Raw genomic sequence first — 20,790 nt, 5'->3', positions numbered from 1 at the left:
CTTTACAGGGAGCGGTTCATATCTATAGTTGGCGCCAAATCATATCATCTCTCCTGTTTGCTAAATAAAGGCTTTAATGTACCCAATGGATTTATCATTACGACTGATGCTCACTTGGCAATTATGGAGCCTTATGCATCATCGGGCTCAAAGATTCGGGAAGAGGATATATCGTTTCCCAATCAATTTGTGCAGGATTTAAAGTTTGAATATCTGCAGCTTCTTGAACATTCGGAGGGTGGTTCTGTCGCTGTTCGATCCTCTGGCAATATGGAAGATTTGTCTGAGGCATCTTTTGCAGGCCAATATATTACATTTCTGGAGGTTAAGACGTTTGAACAACTGCTAGACAGTATAAAAAAATGCTGGTTATCAGCTGTCAATGAACAGGTTTTAGAATATATGGATAACAAAAGATTAGATTATCAGCAAAGACTTGCCATGGCTATACTCGTACAGCAGATGATTCATCCCCGTGCCGCAGGAGTTGTATTTACTCGCAACCCTGTCAACGGAGATGAAGAGGAAGTCATGATTAATGCAAGTATTGGAATTGGAGAGGCCGTAGTATCAGGGTGTGTCACTCCCGATTTGTATGTCATATCTCGTTCCCGAAAACAATTGATTACTAAGGAACTGGGGGAGAAGGAGAGCAAGCTTCAATGGTTAGGAAATACTGAGCAATGGGTCCTGACTTCTGATCAGGAACGCTCCAGTTATTGCTTGTCTGACAGTGAAGCTCTCCAGATTTCTCAGCTTGCCTTGCGAATAGAACATGAGCAGCAGTATCCCGTTGATGTCGAGTTCGCCTTGGACAACAACAATCTTTTTATTCTTCAGGCAAGGCCAATAACTGTATAAACGGGGGCTAGCAATGAATACATCAGTAGATGATAAACATGACATTCTGTTGCAGGATCAAGAAATGGAATCTGCATTCTGGGTACAAAACGATGTCCAGTTTCCTAAGCCACTTAGCCCGTTATTTGCCTCGTTTCTACTTCCAGCAATGGAGAAAGGAATGGAGAGTGCATTTGAAAAGTGGAGCATGAATACTAAAAGAATCAGAACCAGACTATGGAACGGATACTACTACCAATCAATAGAATTACATGAAACAGATCTTAGCATCAGGCAAAATGAACATTTCAAAAAAGTGCGCGCGGAAATTTCCAATCTGTTGACTACATTTAAACATCATGTTGCGGACACACTTATGCCTTTTTATGCAAAACTTGATGCATGGGCTGAAGAAAAGATGACAATAAAGCAAGCTGCAGAAAGATTGCAGGAAATGGAAGATTTCTTTTATTTAGCCTGGCGGATTCATTATGAGGTGTTACTCCCTAAGCAGTCTGCCGGCTGGTTACTAGAAGATGCCTACAAAGGCGCTGGTCTTCAAGGTGATCCGGTGAGTGTATACTCGCTGTTGCTTGGCACGATGAATAAATCACTTGAAACCGATAGAGAGTTATGGATGTTGGCTCGTTCTATATCAGAGCAACACGAACTGTCCACACACTTTAAAAAACTTCCGTCACATCAATTAAAGTCCGTTTTGGCGACAAGCGATATAGGTCTCATGTTTTTGGAGCAAATCAAAAGATTTTTAGCGGTATACGGTTATCGTTCTACGGATTCCCATGAATTTTTAGAAAAAACATGGAAAGAAGACATAGATTTTGTACTTGCTCTTGTTCAATCACTTCAACAATCTTCATATGATTTTGACTCTCATTTCGAGAATGTCATTAAAAAAAGAGAGGCGCTTCTGAAAGAAACATTAGGCCAGATTGAAGATTCTTGCCTCCGTGAGGATTTCATTCAAATTTGGGAGCAAGCAATCAAGGTATGGAGGATTGAAGAAGATCACCATTTTTATATCGATGCCATGCTGCCGGCACGCTCCAGAATTTTCTTGCTTCAAGTCGGAAATTTGTTGGTGGAGCTAGACATACTTCAAGACAACCAGGATATTTTTTATTTGTATCTGTATGAGGTCAGAGATTTATTACAGCAACCGAAAAATGTTGCCGAGCAGCTGAAGGCGAGGAAGAGAGAATTAGAAGATTTGCGCCAAATGCCTCCTATCCCGTTTTTGGGAGTTATCAATGAGGTTAGAGCGGATCGAGAACTTGAGCGAATATTTGGTTTTCCCCAAGAACCTGTCAGCATGGAGATGAAAACCTTCAAAGGGTATGGCGCCAGCCGAGGAATATACAAAGGAAACGTGCGTATTGTAAATTCTCAGTCCGATTTTAACAATATCAATTCCGGTGAAGTTCTGGTATGCAAGTCAACAGCCCCAGCATGGACTGTTCTGTTTTCAAAAATAGGGGCACTAATCACCGATAGCGGAGGAATTCTGTCGCACGCGGGCATTATTGCAAGAGAATATGAATTACCCGCTGTCTTAGGCACCAAAGTGGCCACTTCCATGTTAAAAGATGGAGACACAGTCATCGTTGATGGGAATAAAGGCGTTGTATATTTCGATTTATAAATTCAGACGATCAGACAGTATAGGGGGGAGCACTGTGAGTAACTATCGTACCTTAAGCGAAATGATTCTGGATCGAAGAGCTTCCAGCAAAGGAGTTGCTTTCATCGAAAACGGTAGCAATGAGTATCATGTAAGTTATTCCGTTTTATTGGATCGTGCGCTTCGTGTCTTAGGAGATTTTCAACGTAAAGGATTTAAACCTGGCGAGGAAGTTATTTTTCAGATTGATGACAATAAAAGATTTTTAGAGATGTTTTGGGGTTGTCTTCTTGGGGGCTTTATTCCCGTTCCTGTATCGGTCGGCAGTAATGATGAGCACCGTTCTAAACTGATTCATATCTGGGGAATTCTCAACAAGCCAAGATTGTTAACGGAGGAAAAACCTTTTACAGGATTGAAAAAATTTCTGGCAGAAAATGCGATTCTTTTAAACGGTATTGAAGAAAGGGCCGTAATCGTTAATGAAATCGGTTTTAGTGGAGAACAAGGGATCGTTCATGATGCTTCACCCGAAGATATTGCCTTTATCCAATTTTCCTCTGGATCTACTGGTGATCCCAAGGGAGTAACACTTACACATGACAATTTGATAGCTAATGTGAATGCAATTGCCAAGGGGTTTAAGGTTATTGAAGGCGATGCTTATTTAAGCTGGATGCCGCTTACGCATGACATGGGCCTTATTGCATGTCATATTATGCCCCTTACTGCAAATATCGAACAAATTATAATGCCGACATCGCTATTTATATATAGACCTATGTTGTGGTTGCTTAAAGCGCAGCAATACAAAGCAACCATTTTATCCTCACCGAATTTTGGCTATCAGTATGTTTTAACTCTCTTCAAGGAAGAGGCTGCGAAAGATCTGGATCTGTCGGCCGTACGACTGATAGCCAACGGCGCAGAACCTATCTCGCCAAGCCTGTGCGAGAGATTCTTGGAGAAAATGAAGCCTTATCACTTAAGGGAAACATCCATGTTTACCGTTTACGGCTTGGCCGAAGCTACAGTCGGTGCCTCCTTTCCTGAAGTAGGTGAGCTCTTTGTGCCTTTGACAGTAGACCGCAGGCAACTTCAAGTAGGAGAGCAAGTTCAAAAACTTGAGAGGGGGGACAAGAACGGTATTGATTTTGTAGAGACGGGGACAGCAATACAAGATTGTTATATTCGAATTTGCGATGAAAATGACAGAGAGCTGAGTGATGGCTATGTCGGACATATCCAAATCTCGGGGAGAAACGTAACTGCTGGCTATTATAACAATTCAGAGGCGACCAAAAAAGCTAAAACGAAAGACGGATGGATGATTACAGGCGATTTGGGATTTAAAAATAATGGCCAGCTTGTAGTTACTGGCAGAGCAAAAGATATTATTTTTGTTAACGGGCAAAATATTTATCCTCATGACTTAGAACGAGTTACTGAAGGCGTACATGGTATTGGCTTAAATCAGGTTGCTGCCTGCGCAGTAAGGACGAATGATAACTTCAACGAGAAGATTGTATTGTTCGTAATTCACAAAGGGAAAATTGAGAACTTTGTCAATATTGCTTTTGATGTGAAAGAACAACTTAGCCAAAAAATGGGCCTTGAGGTATATGGAGTTCTACCGATACGTAAAATCCCAAAAACAACAAGCGGGAAAATCCAACGTTTTAAATTGGCAGCAGAATTTGAAGCTGGGGAATGGGATGAAAAGTTTAGCTATATTGAAAATCAAATTTCTACACTTCAATCCAGCCAACCCACGGAACAGTTTTCAACTTCCACCGAAGAAAAAGTATGTACATTGTGGACAGAGGTTATGGAAAGACCGGTGGGGATATGTGATAGTTTTTGGGTGTCGGGTGGCAACTCATTAAAGGCAGCAAGGATAGTCAATAGCTTGAACAAAGAGTTTCAGGTGGATTGGAACATTTCAGATTTGTTTGTACACTCAAGCATTCGAAAGGTAGCTGCAGCTTTGGATCAGGAAAATCCTGGTCAGCTTCATACATTGACGGCTAGCCCGACCGATGTTTGTTTGGCTTCTTCAGCTCAAAAGCGGGTCTATTTGTCATGTCAAAATCCTGGGGCGGAATTGGCATACCATCTAACTTTTTCGATTTCTTCATCAGGGCAGTGGGACCGTCAGCGATTACATAATGCTTTGGAGCTTTTATTAATGAAGCAGGAGTCACTACGGACTTCATTTGAATGGGAACAAGAAGATTTGATTCAACGAATAAACCCTACGGCATTTATAGATTTGGAGGAGGTATTTGCCGAAGAGGAAGAGTGGGCTGGGATCATATCCCGTTTTGTTCGCCCTTTTGACCTGTCACAATCTTCTCTAATGAGAACACTTCTAATCCATGCAGAGTCAAAGTCTATTGCGGTATTTGACCAGCATCATTTGATTTCCGATGGTCCTTCTATATCAATATTCATTCAGGAGTTAATTGAAATTTACAAAGGGCAACCCATTCAACCTTTAACCCTTCAGTATAAAGACTACTCCCATTGGCAACAAAAATGTCTTCAAGACAGTAAGCTGATTACAAGTAAGGAAGAATACTGGTTGAATGAGTTTGCGGGAGATCTCCCCACGTTGAGACTTCCCGAAGATTACCCTCGAACAATGGAGTATCGGTTTAAAGGGGAGCATTATAGAACCTTTATAACCCCGGAACTCTTTGAAGGTCTTGACAAACTTGCTATACAAACCAATTCAAGTTTATTTATGGTTATTTTAGCCGCCTATCATGTTATGTTGGCTAAATGGTCTAATCAACGGGATATCATCAGTGGAATCTTGGCTTCGGATCGGCAGCATCAAAGTGTTGAGCCACTTATCGGAATGTTTATTAATACACTGGCTTTGCGAACTAAGCCTGACGGAAGTCTGACGTTTAAGGAATTTATAAATCATGTCCGATCGAAAATGATCGGTGCTCTTAAGCATGTGGACTACCCTTTTGATAGATTAGTTGAACAATTGGATATTCAGTATGATCCGACTCGTAATCCTCTAATCAACACGATGATGGTTATGCATAACTATGAGATTTTTCCAAGCAAAGCACGTGAACTAGGGTATGAAACAGCCTTCTATGATAGTAATTATTCAAAATTTGACTTAACACTGACAATTACAGAACAAGACGGGGGACTAGTCGCAGATTTTGAATATGCGTCACATCTATTTAATAGAGAAACCATTGAACGAATGGTAAGAAGCTTTGAGAAAGTCATCGTCCAAGCAGTGACTGATAGTTCAGTGTCTCTATCGGAGATCAGTATCTTGCCGCAGAAGGATTTGGAATGCATTTCATCTATAAATAGGACAGAGAAGGAAATCGTTAACCCTACGATTGTTGAATCTGTAAGAAAGTCATGGGAAGCCTCTCCGAATAAACCGGCACTAATTTTTGAGGACAATACATGGACATATCAAGATGTATGGGAGAAGAGCCTAGGGCTGGCTACTATATTAAACAAAAGAGGTATTCAATCAGGTGACGTTACTGCAATAATGATGCGTCGATCCCCTGAAATGGTAGTTGCCATGTTGGCTGTTATTCTTGCTGGAGCAGCCTATGTCCCGGTAGACCCTGAATTTCCTTCCGAACGTGTATCCTATATCTTATCAGACTCTGGCGCCCGTGTTCTTCTTCATGACGGATCAGCGAACTCTATTGACTATCAAGGCGAGAAACTTATGGTAGAGGATACTTTGTCGGTATTTAAGTCGCTTAAATCTGAAGAACCAATCCGTATTCAACCCTCTGAATTGTGCTATGTTATGTACACTTCGGGTTCAACGGGAAATCCCAAAGGGGTCATGATTACTCACGATAATCTAGCTAATTTCTTTGCGGCAATGGATGGAATCCTCAAACCGGGACATCAAGATGTAATGTTGGCTGTTACGACTTTCTCTTTTGATATCTCTATTGTTGAATTGCTATGGACGCTTTCTAAAGGTTTGACTGTATTAATTAAGCCTGAGGAAGTAAGAGATCACTTTAATAGATATATGGTTCATGATGTTACTCTATTTCAAACGACGCCTTCAAGACTTGGCATGCTAATGGAAGACAGCAACTCACATGATTTCTTAAAATCCCTGAAAACGATAATGGTGGGTGGTGAAGGTCTGCCATTGTCACTAGTTAAAAAAATCAAACAAATTACGAATGCACGGTTACTAAATATGTATGGCCCAACCGAAACGACAATATGGTCTTCATATCAAGAAATCCATGAAGATGAAGCTATACGAATTGGCAGACCAATAGCTAATACTGAAATTTTTGTGATGGACCTTGATGGGAATCCGGTCCCTGTAGGTGTAATCGGGGAAATATACATTGGTGGGGACGGAGTAGCTTCAGGGTATTTCAACCGGACACAACTCACTGAGGAGCGCTTTGTTCCAAGTTTATGGAGCCAAAAAGGATTGCTCTATCGAACAGGAGATTTGGGACGTTTAGGATATGACGGGAAATTGGAGTGTCTTGGTCGCAATGATTCACAAGTTAAGGTGCGCGGTTATCGTGTTGAGTTAAACGAGATTGAGCAGAAGCTGAGCCTTTGCTTAGGGGTAAAAGATGTAGCTGTTATACACAGTACAGATGAAAATGGAGATGGTTATTTAGCAGGCTTTTATACATCGTCTGAACCGTCATTGGACCCACAATTAATTCGCAGTGAGCTTAGGAAAAGCTTGCCTAACTACATGATCCCAACTTACCTGACTCAGTTATCAGAAATGCCAATGACGCCGAATGGAAAAATATCTCGGAACGCCCTTATTCAACAGTCCATTGGTCGTAAGCCGATCCGTATTCAAGATGGTTTCAGCTTACAAAGTGATACAGTGTCCCGCTTATGTGGCATGGTTGCAGAGATAATTAAATTGGAAGAAGTACGTCCAAATGATCATTTTTTTGAGCTTGGCGGCCACTCACTGCACGCTGCTCGTTTGGTTTCCCGGCTTAACTCGGATTTCGAAATCAAAATTTCCATAATGGATATCTTTAATCATCCAGTACTTAGTGATCTTGTCAGCCTAATACAAGCAGAGTCTACAACTGCAAGAGATCATATTAACCCTGTTGTTTTACAACCTTTTTATCATGCTTCATCGGCTCAGAAGCGTCTATACATTTTGAATCAGCGGGATGTCAATAAGACCTCCTATAATATGCCTGTAATGTTGAGAATTGAGGGACAACTGGATCATGAACGCTGCAAAAAAGTGTTTCGTCAATTGATCCAAAGGCATGAGGCATTTCAAACTTCTTTTCAGTGGAAAAATGGCGAATTGGTTCAAGTCATTAGTCCTGAAATAAACGGTGAAATGCAAGTCTTAGAAGTGAGTGAAGAAATGCTGGATCGATTTATTAAAGATTTTGTGCAGCCTTTTGATCTAAGCAAGGCTCCACTTCTACGGGCAGCGCTGCTGTCACAATCAGAATCGAGCTATGTCCTTCTTATAGATCAACATCACATCGTTTCAGATGGAACATCTGCAGGGATTTTATTGAGAGAATTTTTTGAAATGTACAATGATGAACCTCTACCAGGTTTATCGATCACATATAAAGATTATTCAGCTTGGCAATTAGAGGAATCGTCTCAAAACAACATACAGAAATCAGAAGATGAACAATACTGGCTTCAGCATCTTGCCGGCGAGTTACCTGTACTCCATCTTCCGATGGACTACCCAAGACGGATGGACAACGAAATGGAAGGTGGACGGGTTGTATTCCATTTTGATAAGGAACTTACTGATCGTCTTTATCATCTGGCATCCGGAAGTAATTCCACCTTATATATGATTATTCTTGCATGCTATCAACTGTTTTTATCCAAACTAACCAGTCAGGAAGATATTTTAGTTGGATCGCTCGTATCCGGCAGAAGCCGTTCAGAGATTGAACCTTTAATTGGCATGTTTGTCAACACAGTTGTAATACGCCAAATCATAAAGCCTGAATGCACTTTTATGGATCATCTTGCTGAAGTACGAACTCAAGTGTTAAACATGTACGCACATCAAGACTATCCATTCGAAGAGCTGGTGAATAAGCTGCCAACCGGGATTAGAGGCCACGAATCGAATCCTATCTTTGACACAATGTTTATTTTGCAGAATATGGATATGGGTAATAAGGGAATCCCTAACTGCTCGGTAAGTTTGGATCTACTTGATACGGGGTCAGTAAAATTTGATTTGATGCTAACAGCCATGGAACAGCGCAATGGACTTCGCTTTGATTTCGAGTACAGTAGTTCTCTCTTTAGAAGGGAGAGCATTTGCAACTTCGTGGATCAGTTTACTTCCTTAGTTAAACAAGTTGTTCATGCTCCGGAGAAATCGTTGAACGTATTCAGTTTGTTCACAGCCGAGCAGGAACAACTGATATTAAACAATTTTAATAGAACAAAAGCTACTTTTCCTAAAAATGTCACTATAACTGAGATCTTTGAGCAAACGGCAAAAGCTTTCCCTGACAAAACAGCCGTAGTTTATGAAGGAGAAAGCCTAACATACGCCCGTTTGGACGGCCTGGCTAATCGCTTGGCATCCACACTCTGTGAGTATGGTTTGGGACCTGACCAATTAGCTGTTATCCTGCTGGATCGTTCGTTGGATATGATTGTGAGTATGTTGGCTGTGCTTAAAGCTGGTGGAGCATATGTCCCTGTTGATCCCGATTATCCTGTCGACCGAATTCAATACACGCTGGATGATAGTGGTTCCAGGTTACTTATCACTTCAGGTAGCCTTAGAGAAGGCGTCAAGTTTAAAGGTGCCATTGTAGACTTGAAGAAAGAATCAACCCATCAGGAACAAGCCCAGGGGCCTGACGTTAAACGTGCCGCTCATCATTTAGCCTATGTGATCTATACCTCAGGTTCTACCGGAAAACCTAAAGGGGTCCTGGTAGAGCATCGGCAGGTTGTAAGTTTGATGAAGAATGATTCTCGTTTGTTTGATTTTAATGCTCAGGATATATGGACCATGTTCCACTCCTACTGTTTTGATTTTTCAGTTTGGGAAATATACGGAGCACTGCTTTTTGGCGGCAAGTTAATTGTCGTTCCGAAAGAAATCGCCAGAGATTCGCATCGTTTTTTAAAGCTATTACAAAGTGAAAAGGTTACGATACTTAACCAGACTCCAAGTGCTTTCTATTATCTTATGCAACGGGAAAGCATCGAACCGGCATGTGATCTTAATGTTCGGACAATAATCTTTGGTGGAGAGGCGCTTAAGCCAAAAATACTAAAGGAGTGGAAGCAAAAGTATCCGGACATTAAGCTGATTAATATGTATGGCATAACAGAAACTACGGTACATGTCACTTACAAGGAACTGAGTCCTGCTGATTTGGAAGAAACTCTTTCCAATATAGGTGTTCCGCTCCCGACACTAAAAGTTTATATTTTTGACAAGCACGGTAAGCCATCTCCTATTGGAGTGGTAGGCGAGATGTACGTTAGCGGCGCCGGAGTGGCAAGAGGGTATCTGAATCGAGTGGATTTAACGCAAGAACGGTTTATTGAAGATCCATTCGAACCAGGAATGCGAATGTATCGTACTGGAGACTTGGCAAAATGGCTGCACGACGGATCGATTGAGTATATTGGCAGAAACGACCATCAGGTTAAAATCCGGGGCTTTAGGATAGAGATTGGTGAAATAGAAAACCAGCTGATGGAGATAGAAGATATCCAAAATGTTTTGGTTATGGACAGGTCAACAATACAGGATGAAAAGTATCTGGCAGCTTATTTTGTTGCCTCCCGTTATATTTCAAGTGCTGAGTTGCATGCTAAGCTTTCTCTCATGCTTCCTCATTACATGGTTCCGTCCAGATTTGTACAAGTAGATGCCATGCCACTTACTGTAAATGGAAAAATAGATCGGGCCAAGCTGCCTGAACCTTTAATAGAGCATGAAATGGATTCTGGTGACACTCCTGCTGACGAGTTGGAAGAACGGCTTGCAGATATATGGAAATCACTTTTGGGGATGGAGCGGATCAATGTTTCAACTAATTTCTTCACTCTAGGAGGACATTCGCTCCTTGCAACGTCCTTGTCCAGTCATATAAGTCAGGTATTTCATGTGAGCATTCCGCTTAAAGATCTTTTTATTCATACGACTGTTCGCGAGCAGGCAGCATTAATCCGCAGAATGGCCAGCAATGTGCCGGTAGTCATTGAATGTGCTGAACCTAGTGATACTTATCCTTTAACGTCAGCACAAAAGCGTCTTTACCTTTTGCATCAGCTAGAGCCGGAATCTACACAATATAATGTGCCGGGCGGACTTGAAATACACGGCTTGCTTGACACCAGTCTTTTAGCAGACGCGGTACAGCGCCTCATTGAACGGCATGAGTCATTGCGTACCTCGTATCACATGAAGAATGGTGAACCTGTTCAAGTTATTCATGCTAATGTGAGAAGTTCGATAGAGTTTCATGATTTAAGTTCTGCGACTTACGATATTGATCAATTTGTATGTCCATTCGATCTCAGTCAGACACCGCTTATCCGGTTTACCCTGTTAAACAAGGGTAGCAACCATCACATTTTATTGATGGATGTCCATCATATCGCCGCAGACGGTGCTTCCGTGAATCTTATACTTCAGGATTTAATGGGATTCTATAATGGCAAACCGATTTCGCAGCCGGATATCCATTATAAGGACTATGCTGTTTGGAAAGGCAAAAACCAGGCTAGAGCGGAACAGCAATCATTTTGGCTGAATTCCTTTACTGGCGAATTGCCAGTTCTGCAACTGCCGACAGATCATAAGAGGGAAGTTATCCAAACTTATGAGGGGGACATGGTGGTAACAAGACTTAATTCCACTCAAAAAGCAGCTTTGATTAAGCTCACTCAAAAAACGGAAACAACGCTGTATATGTTGCTATTGGCGTGTTTCAATGTACTTCTTTCAAAATACGCTAGCCAAGAGGACATTGTCGTCGGAACGCCTACTGCGGGAAGAACACAGGTTGAATTAGAAAAGCTGGTCGGAATGTTTGTTAATACATTGGCTATCCGCACCTTCCCACAAGAAAGCAAATCATTTATCAGGTATTTGTTTGAAGTAAAGGAACATGTTCTGAATTCATTTGAGCATCAAGATTTCCCTTTTGAAGATCTGGTAGATCTGATTCAGGTTCCGCGTGACTTGTCAAGAAATCCATTGTTTGACGTATTCTTTGCTATGCAAAATATTCGTTTTGAACCCGTTGCTATGAAAGGGTTGGAGATAAAAAGATATGAACTAGCGCACAAAATTTCAAAATTTGATTTAAGTCTTTTTGCCATCGAAGAAGACGAGGGAATACGTTTTGAATTTGAATATTCCAAGAAACTCTTTAACCCACAAACCATTGAGCGTATGGCTGATCACTTTGGTCGCCTTATCAATGCGATAACAAGCAATCCTTCCACAGACATTGTTGACTTAACGATGGTGGGAGAGACTGAGCTTGACTTTATATCTAAAGCAGGTAGGGGAGAACCTTCACCATTTAAAAAGAAAGATATCCATCAATGGATAGAGGAACAAGTTGAACTTAACCCTGAGGCCCCTGCCATTGTATGGGAAGATTCCATTGTAAGTTATATGGAACTAAACCGGCGCTCCAACCAGCTTGCACATCAACTTCATCGACTGGGGGTAGGTAAAGGGGAGCCAATCGGTATTAGCATCGATCGTAGACCCGAGCTAATTGTCAGTATGCTTGCAGTATTGAAAGCTGGTTGCGTATACGTACCGCTTGATCCTGGACTTCCAATGGAACGGCTTGCCCAAATGGCATCGACGGCTAGCGTCAAAATTATTATTACCGCGTCGGAAACGACGTTTCCATACAAAGAGCCAGCGTGGAAGATCTTAAATCTCCAGTCAAATGAATACCTGCAGCAATGCAAACACTTGCCGGATGTAAATCCTAATTGCCCAGCAGATATAAGTGACTTAATGTACATTATTTTCACTTCTGGCTCAACAGGAGTGCCTAAAGGAGCTTCTGTTTACCGCGAGGGATTTGCAAACTTGCTGCAATGGTACATCCGTGAATTTGATATGAATGTAGAGGATCGAATGCTCCTTATGACATCACCGAGCTTTGATTTAACTCAAAAAAATATCTACGCTCCGCTTGTAACCGGAGGGACGCTGTACCTGTTACCGGCTGGTCATTATGATCATGAGGCAATTATTTCAGTTGTCTCTAAACAACGGATTACTAAGCTTAATTGTACGCCATCAGCTTTTTATCCGCTTGTCGCAGAAAGAGGGAACTATGATCTCTTGACCTCATTGACACAAGTGTTTTTAGGCGGTGAGCCTATCCACAAGGAATACTTGAGGGATTGGATCTTGCATGATAAGAACAGGACGGAAATTGTGAATACCTACGGACCAACCGAGTGTACAGATGTGACCGCGTATCACAGATTAACAACAGAAGATTGGAAATCTGAACGAGAAGTACCCTTGGGACGTCCCATTGCGAACAGCCAATTTTTCATCTTAAACACAGCACTTCAGCCTGTACCGATTGGTGTTCATGGCGAGATCTATATCGGGGGGATCTGTGTAGGCGGTGGATATGTCAATGATGCAGAAAAGACAAGTGAACGCTTTATAGCCAATCCTTTTGGTAACAAGCATTGTCCGGTACTGTACCGAACAGGTGATTTAGGGCGCCTGACTTCGGATGGAAGGCTTGAGTACCTCGGAAGAACGGATCATCAGGTTAAAGTTCGTGGTTACAGGATTGAACTTGCGGAGGTTGAGACTCAGATCGTATGGACGGGCGAAGTTAAAGAAGCCGCTGTCATTATTAGGAAGGATAGCAGTGGAGAAAATTATTTATGCTGCTTTGTGGTTCTTGGTGAGGGAAGCGGAATCTCAACGCTTCGCTCCAAACTCTCTCAGAGATTGCCAAGCTATATGATTCCATCCCGATTTATTGTTTTGGGTGAAATGCCGCTAACGAACAGTGGGAAAATTGATCGCAAAACATTGGCTGAAATGGATACGACGTATACAAATGACCAGCCGGTGAAAGAAGCTCCGACGTCAGATATGGAGACATGGCTTGCTCGTCAGTGGGCAGAGCTTTTAAATATACCTTTTGAGAGCATCGGTCTGGACAGCAACTTTTTTGAGTTGGGTGGTCACTCATTAAAGGCGACAACCCTAATCTACCGGATAAAACAGGAACTAAGAGCATCATCGATACAGCTAAGAGATGTATTTACAAGCCCAACGATCCGAGAACTTGCGCTGAAATTAGAGAGTTCCGCTAAGAGACGCTTGAATGAGATTCCAAGAGCTCCTTTGCAGTCAACCTATGCTGTTTCATCGGCTCAGAAAAGATTGTTGTTGATCGATCATTTGAATGATGTGGGAACTAGTTACAACATGCCTAACGTGATACGTCTTGAAGGGAAACTGGAGGTATCCAAGCTTCATAAAGCTCTTCAAAGCATGGTTTCTAGGCATGAGGTTTTTCGTACGACCTTCTCATTTGAAAAAGGGATGCCTGTTCAAACGATTTCAGATGAGATCGATCTAACTCTACCTGTGATTTCAGCCAGCGAGGAAGAACTGAGGTCAATTACAGATGCATTTATCCAGCCATTTGATTTGGAACATGGACCGTTATTAAGAGCGATGTTAGTAGAGCACAATACCGAAAGCTATACGCTTCTAATCGATATGCATCATATTATTGGCGATGGAGCATCATTTGGTGTGCTGGTCGGCGAATTAGCTGCTTTCTATGAAGGACAGGAACTGGGATTGCCGCTCTTACAGTACAAAGATTATTCTGAGTGGCAGAGAGGGCAGTATCGTACGGAAGCCTTCCAGGCACAGGCCAGCTATTGGTTAAACCAGTTCCAAGACGGAGGGCCTGAGCTTAGTCTCCCAACCGATTATCCGCGCCGCAATACTCAGCGCTTTCACGGTGATCACACCACTTTCCGGATCGAAGCTTCGGTTAAAGAAGAGATTGATCGCTACCTACGGCAAGAAGGTATTACGTTGTACGTTTACTTGTTGTCCGTTTACAAAGTTCTATTGTCCAAATATGCAGGGCAGCAAGACCTCGTTGTAGGCATGCCTATTGCCGGGCGTTTGCATCCTGATCTGGAAAATGTAATGGGGATGTTTGTAAATGCGTTGCCCATACGCAGCCAGGTTGATTGGAATCAGAGCTTCAATACCTATGTAAAGGCGTTAAATGAACTGGCGCTGCAGAGCTACGAGAACCAGGAGTTTCCTTTTGAAATGCTTGTTGAAAAGCTGGATTTGGAAAATCGTGAAGGACGAAATCCGATTTTTGACACTGTATTTGTACTGCAAAATAATGAAGTTCCGTATCTTCAGTTGCACGGATTGAAGGTCACTAGAGTTGAACTTGAGCGTAAAACCAGCATTTTCGATTTGAAACTTGAAGCAATCGAAATGGATGGAGAGCTGCTCTTCATCATTGACTACCGCACGGATCTGTTCCGGAAAGAAACCGTTGAACGGATGGTACAGGATTTCATTGAAATTATTGAGACTACACTCAAAGATAGCTCTCTCAGAATCAAAGAGATTGAACTTCAGAGTCTAATGACGGTAACTTCAAACAAGGCGCAGCACGAGGACGTCGAATTCAGATTCTAGTGAGGGGTGAAGGAATGGATAAGTTTACATTAAATATTCTTCTATCGAGCGGCAAACTGGACAAGCCTAAAGACTACTGGACGAAAAAATTACAGTCTGGTTACACCATTACCACGTTCCCTTGTCAACATAATAATCAAGCGACCTTAAAATCCAAGAAGATGAAGCAGCAAATTGTATTTCCCTCGGAATTAAAAGAAGTGATGGAACGAGTAGGAGGCGGCTCAGCCTATGCCAAGTATTTGATCGTACTGGCAGGAACCATAAAACTTCTGTCAGTATATTCTCGAGAATCTCTGGTTTATATGGGCTCGCCTTTATCCGGAAACATAAATGGTGAAGAAATCGATTGGGAAGAGGTGCTCCCTGTTCAAACCGATTTATCCAATATTGAAACTTTTAAAGAATTGTTGATTTCCGTTAAAAAAAGTGCGGAGGAGGCGGAGGAGCATAACGCCCTTCCTCTCTCCATGACACTCGATTTATTAGGGAATCTACAACAAGACCATGAGCCTTTATTCGGCTCGGTTCTTACTATGGATACAATTCATGGTTCTCCTGCATTTGATTCTGACCGAACATGTCTGTTATTTCACCTTCGAGCAACGGATGATCGGCAGGAAGTTATCTTGGAAGCGAATTACTTGTCTGAAGACTATGAGGATTTATTTGTTGAGCGTTTGCTTCAGCACCTGGTTAACGGTCTGAACTGGGCTCTTAACCATCCGACAGCCCCATTGTCTGAGATGGAAATCATGAATGAAGAAGAGAAGCAAAATGTATTCAAAATGGCTGGTAATTCCAAAGTGAAGTACCCATATAACGAAACCATTGTCTCCTTGTTTGAGAGCCGTGCAGATCTATTTCCGAACCATTCGGCTGTTACATTTGAGGGCAGACATCTAACCTATCGAGAACTGGACGAGCGCTCAAACCAGTTGGCTCACTATCTCTATAGGACTCACGCGGTAGGTCCGGATTTCCTGGTGGGTATTATGATGGAGCGTTCGGAATGGATTCCTATCGCCATCATGAGTGTATTAAAGGCTGGGGGAGCTTATGTCCCAATCGATCCTGATTATCCTCGGGAACGAATTGAAACGATGGTGAATGACTCGGGAATCTCTGTCTTGCTATCGATGAAGAATTGTATTGCTTCCTTGAATCATTTCCTGTGGTCCTGTCCTTCGTTACATGCATTTGTATGTCTGGATAGCGAGAATGTATTTGAAGAAATAGAGTCTGATGAGAACGGTCTTATGAGTAAAGAGCTGTGGGAGCACATCGGTGCCGAAGCAGAAGATGATATCTCAGGAGGCGCTTGGGTAAACAGTTATACTCGTGAAAACCTCTCCCGTGAAGAGATGGATGAATATGGCGATAACATCGTGCAAAAACTCCTGCCGAAGGTACATAGTGGATCCAAAGTACTGGAGATTGGATGTGCTTCCGGGATCAGTATGTTTAGGCTTGCTCCTCACGTTGGCTTATATTATGGGACCGATTTATCAGAGACTATTATCCAAAAAAACAAACAATTGGTTATGGAGCAAGAGATCAATAATATAAAGCTGGATTGTTTTTCTGCTCATCAGATCGATAATATTCATGAACACGATTTTGATATTGTCATTATGAACAGCGTAATTCAGGCTTTTCATGGTCACAATTATTTGCGCCGAGTCATCTGCAAAGCCATCTCTCTCATGCAAAATGAAGGCGTGTTATTCCTGGGAGATATTATGGATTTAGATAAGAAAGAAGAGCTATTACAGTCCTTGCGTGATTATAAACGACAGTATCCTCACGCCAGGACTAAAACGGAATTTCACGATGAACTCTTCTTGTCCAAAGAATTTTTTAAAGAGCTGGGGTGTGAACTCAAGGAAATTGCATCCATAGAGTTCTCGGAGAAGATCCATACTATTGCCAATGAGTTAACTAAATTTCGTTATGACGTTGTTATTACAATTAACAAGGAGAATAAAAAGAAATTACCGCTTTTATTGAAGAAAAAACACCAGCATGGATTTGACGAAATCCAATATATGAGCAGTTCCCGACTGACTGTTGCCAATCCGTCGCCCGATAATTTGGCTTATGTTATTTATACGTCAGGATCAACCGGCGTGCCCAAAGGTGTTATGGTTGAACATCGTAATGTAGTACGGCTGTTATTCAACGATCACAATCGCTTTGATTTTAGTGAGAACGACACATGGACCATGTTTCACTCATTTTGTTTCGACTTCTCGGTCTGGGAGCTTTTTGGGGCTCTGTTATACGGCGGAAGAGTCGTCATTGTGCCTAAGCTCTTAGCTCAGCATCCTACTGAATTTGCCAAGATGATCCATAGTGAAAAGGTGACTGTTGTCAATCAAACTCCGGCTTCATTCTATAGAGTGATTGAAGCAAGCGAAGCGGATCTGGATTATTCCTCACTGAGATATGTCATTTTTGGAGGAGAGGCGTTAAATGCCTCGCGTCTATTACAGTGGCATTTGAAGTGGCCTGATACTCAATTGATAAACATGTACGGCATTACAGAGACGACCGTTCACGTGACTTATCACAGGCTCACACTGAAGGATATGACTTCAGGTAGCAACAACATTGGACAACCGCTGCCTACACTTGCAGTGTATGTAGCTAATAAGGATGGCAATATATTGCCCCATGGTATAGCAGGAGAGCTTTATGTGAGTGGACCCGGAGTTGCGAGAGGTTATCTGAATCGTCCTGAACTCACCGCTGAGCGTTTTATACCCAATCCTTCTATACCTGAGGAACGTATGTATAGGAGCGGAGACCTTGTGCGCTGGTTGCCAGATGGCACCTTGGAATATCTCGGTCGTATTGATCATCAGGTTAAAATCCGTGGCTATCGAATTGAACTGGGCGAGATTGAAACGGCTTTGTCGGAACATGAAGGTGTGAAACAAGTGCTTGTCATGGAGATCAAAGAAGAAGAAGACAACTCCCTTCTATGCGCTTATTTAATCTTAAACGATGACCGACTGACGATTGCCGATATAAAAGAGTACCTCCAAGCCAGATTGCCGAACTATATGATTCCTGCGAAGTTTGTCGTTGTTCCAACGTTCCCTCTCACGAATAATGGGAAAATCAATCGTTCAGCATTATTGCAGCAAGAGACTCAGATGGAGATCGGCGTAGCTTTTGTGGAACCGCGTAATGATACAGAGATTAAACTCGCTTCCATTTGGCGAGACATTCTTAAAAAAGACCGGATTGGAGCCATAGACAACTTTTTTGATCTAGGTGGCCACTCACTGAAGGCGGCTTCTTTAATATCAAGAATCCATCAAGTATTTGGTGTTAGTATCTCACTAAGAAAAGTATTTGAACTGCCTACCTTGGAAAGACTCAGTGAGTTTATACTTCGATCTGATCAAGACCGTCTTGCTCCTATTCCTAATTGCTCAATAGCTACTTATTATCCATTATCCGCTTCCCAACAAAGACTGTTTATTCTTAATCAATTGGAGACAGCAGGAAATGGATACAATATGCCTGCATTTTTCAAACTTGAGGGGACATTGGACATGGATCGTCTTCAACAAGCATTTCATTTGCTTATTGATCGGCATGAGTCGCTGCGGACCTCCTTTGGTATTGTCAATCAGGAGCCGGTGCAGTACATTGCGCCATCTTCTGCATTTACCATCACGACAGAACGGGTGGATTTAATTCAATTAGAGGAAAAAATGCGGCAGTTCATCGTTCCATTCAATCTTGAGCAGCCTCCACTATTAAGAGTGCATGTTCTAAAAACCAACAATAATGAGCATTATTTGCTTCTAGATATGCACCATATCATTACGGACGGCGCATCTTTGGAGATCCTGGTCCAAGATTTTCTGGCTTTTTATGAAGGCAAAGATCTCCCACCATTGCGCATTCAATATAAAGACTTTGCAGTTTGGCAGAAGAAACGGTTTGCGGATATGGATATGCTTCGCGAAGAAATGTATTGGTTAGAGCGCTTTTCAGGGAGCCTGCCTGTGCTATCTCTTCCGATGGATTATGAGCGACCTTTATTATTTGATTTTCATGGCCATAGACATACATTCCATATAAGCACAGAACTTACAATACAAATCCGGCAATTGGTAAAAGAGAAAGAATGCACGCTTTACATGTTTCTGTTAGCCGCCTTTAGCGTGCTTCTTTCCAAGTATAGCGGACAGGAAGACATCATTATTGGCACTCCTGTATCTGGAAGAATTCACCCTGATGTTGATTCGGTTGTAGGCATGTTTGTAAATACGCTTCCTATGCGAACGTATCCTGCGATTCAGCAATCTTTTGAAAGATTCTTGGACGAAATTAAAGACGACACACTGAGGTCCTTTGAACATCAAAATTACGCTTTGGATAAGCTGGTTGATAAACTCGGACTTGTACGAGACCTCAGCCGAAACCCTCTTTTTAGCGTAATGCTAAATGTGCTCGATTTTAATACGGATATGAGTTCACTTGGGGAATTGAAACTGACGAATCTTAACATGGACAGTGGAGTGTCTAAGTTTGATCTCACCCTGCAAGTTACTGAGGAAGAGGGAGCGATTAGGTGTGAAATGGAATATGCCTCATCGTTATTTAAGCAAGAAACGATTGAAAACATGGCCAGCCACTTCATACAGTTACTGACTTCCATAGTGAACAACACAGGGCTATCTCTGGGCGAATTGAAAATGATGTCCTCTGTTGAAGTTCAAGAGATTTTCAACAAAGGGCAGGGACAGCAAATGCTTCCTCTCGCGGAGCAAACGCTGGCTGATCTGTTCAATAAGCAAGCCCAGCGCACGCCGGGCCACCCTGCCTTGCTGTATGGAGACCAGGTCATGTCTTATCGTGAGCTGGAAATAGCCAGCAACCAGGTAGCAGATGACCTCATCCAGGCTGGCTGTCAAGGACAGCCGGTGGCACTTCTGATGGAGCGTTCAGCCGAGCTGGTCATTGCCATGCTGGGCATCGTCCAAGCGGGGGCAGCCTTCGTCCCGATCGATCCGGCTTTCCCGGAGAAACGGGTGCGATATATGCTTTCCGACTGCGGAGCCTGTCTGTTGTTAGCAGATGCGTCCCATCAAAAGAGGGCTGTTCAACGATATGGTGACCAAGTCACGGTCTGGGGTCCGGATGTCCGAACGGCGCCTTGCTCACAAGAACGAGAGACGATGCCTTCCGTCCCGGAAGGATTGGCTTCCTCTACACCTCCGGATCTACAGGGCAGCCCAAAGGGGTGCTGGTGCAGCATTACAGCATTTTGAACACGTTAAATGGCTTACACAAGCTCTACCCACTGGGGCCACAAGATGTGTACCTGTTTAAAACAGCCTATACCTTTGACGTCTCCCTTTCCGAGCTGTTTGGCTGGATGTGGGGAGGAGGGGCGCTCGCGATCCTGGAACCGGGAGGGGAGAAGAATCCAGCAGCCCTGGCTGCCGCTATTCGGCGATACGGAGTGACGCACATCAACTTTGTACCTCCCATGTTGAACGCGCTCATCCACAGTCTGGATGATGAAGGAATTCAGGCGCTGCAAGGCCTG

At 42.7% G+C, this 20,790-nt stretch carries 4 protein-coding genes and 1 pseudogene; all 5 read left to right on the top strand.

Annotated features, from left to right (window positions below):
* A partial coding sequence (locus J7E78_RS26770) for a PEP/pyruvate-binding domain-containing protein (RefSeq protein ID WP_215079572.1) occupies positions 1 to 861 on the top strand: 861 nt, incomplete at its 5' end.
* 13 nt (positions 862 to 874) lie between these two features.
* Positions 875 to 2,503: a PEP-utilizing enzyme gene (locus J7E78_RS26765; protein WP_215079569.1), complete on the top strand. Its 1,629-nt coding sequence runs from the start codon at positions 875 to 877 to the stop codon at positions 2,501 to 2,503.
* A gap of 34 nt (positions 2,504 to 2,537) precedes the next feature.
* A complete protein-coding gene (locus tag J7E78_RS26760) occupies positions 2,538 to 15,215 on the top strand; it encodes a non-ribosomal peptide synthetase (RefSeq protein ID WP_215079567.1) in 12,678 nt (4,225 codons plus the stop codon).
* Between the two features lie 62 nt (positions 15,216 to 15,277).
* Positions 15,278 to 20,509: pseudogene (locus J7E78_RS26755) on the top strand (class I SAM-dependent methyltransferase); the annotation flags it as partial.
* Positions 20,482 to 20,790, top strand: a 309-nt coding sequence (locus tag J7E78_RS26750) for an AMP-binding protein (protein ID WP_215079562.1), incomplete at its 3' end; no start/stop codon positions are given. The pseudogene J7E78_RS26755 and the gene J7E78_RS26750, both read left to right, overlap by 28 nt.

Source organism: Paenibacillus polymyxa (genome assembly GCF_018614975.1).
Classification (GTDB): domain Bacteria; phylum Bacillota; class Bacilli; order Paenibacillales; family Paenibacillaceae; genus Paenibacillus; species Paenibacillus polymyxa_E.
The sequence above is the reverse complement of the archived record's forward strand: the minus strand, read 5'-3'. Positions and strand labels throughout refer to the sequence as shown.

Coding starts and splice junctions, on each gene's coding strand:
- J7E78_RS26765 (WP_215079569.1), top strand. CDS start 875: ATGAATACATCAGTAGATGATAAACATGACATTCTGTTGCAGGATCAA.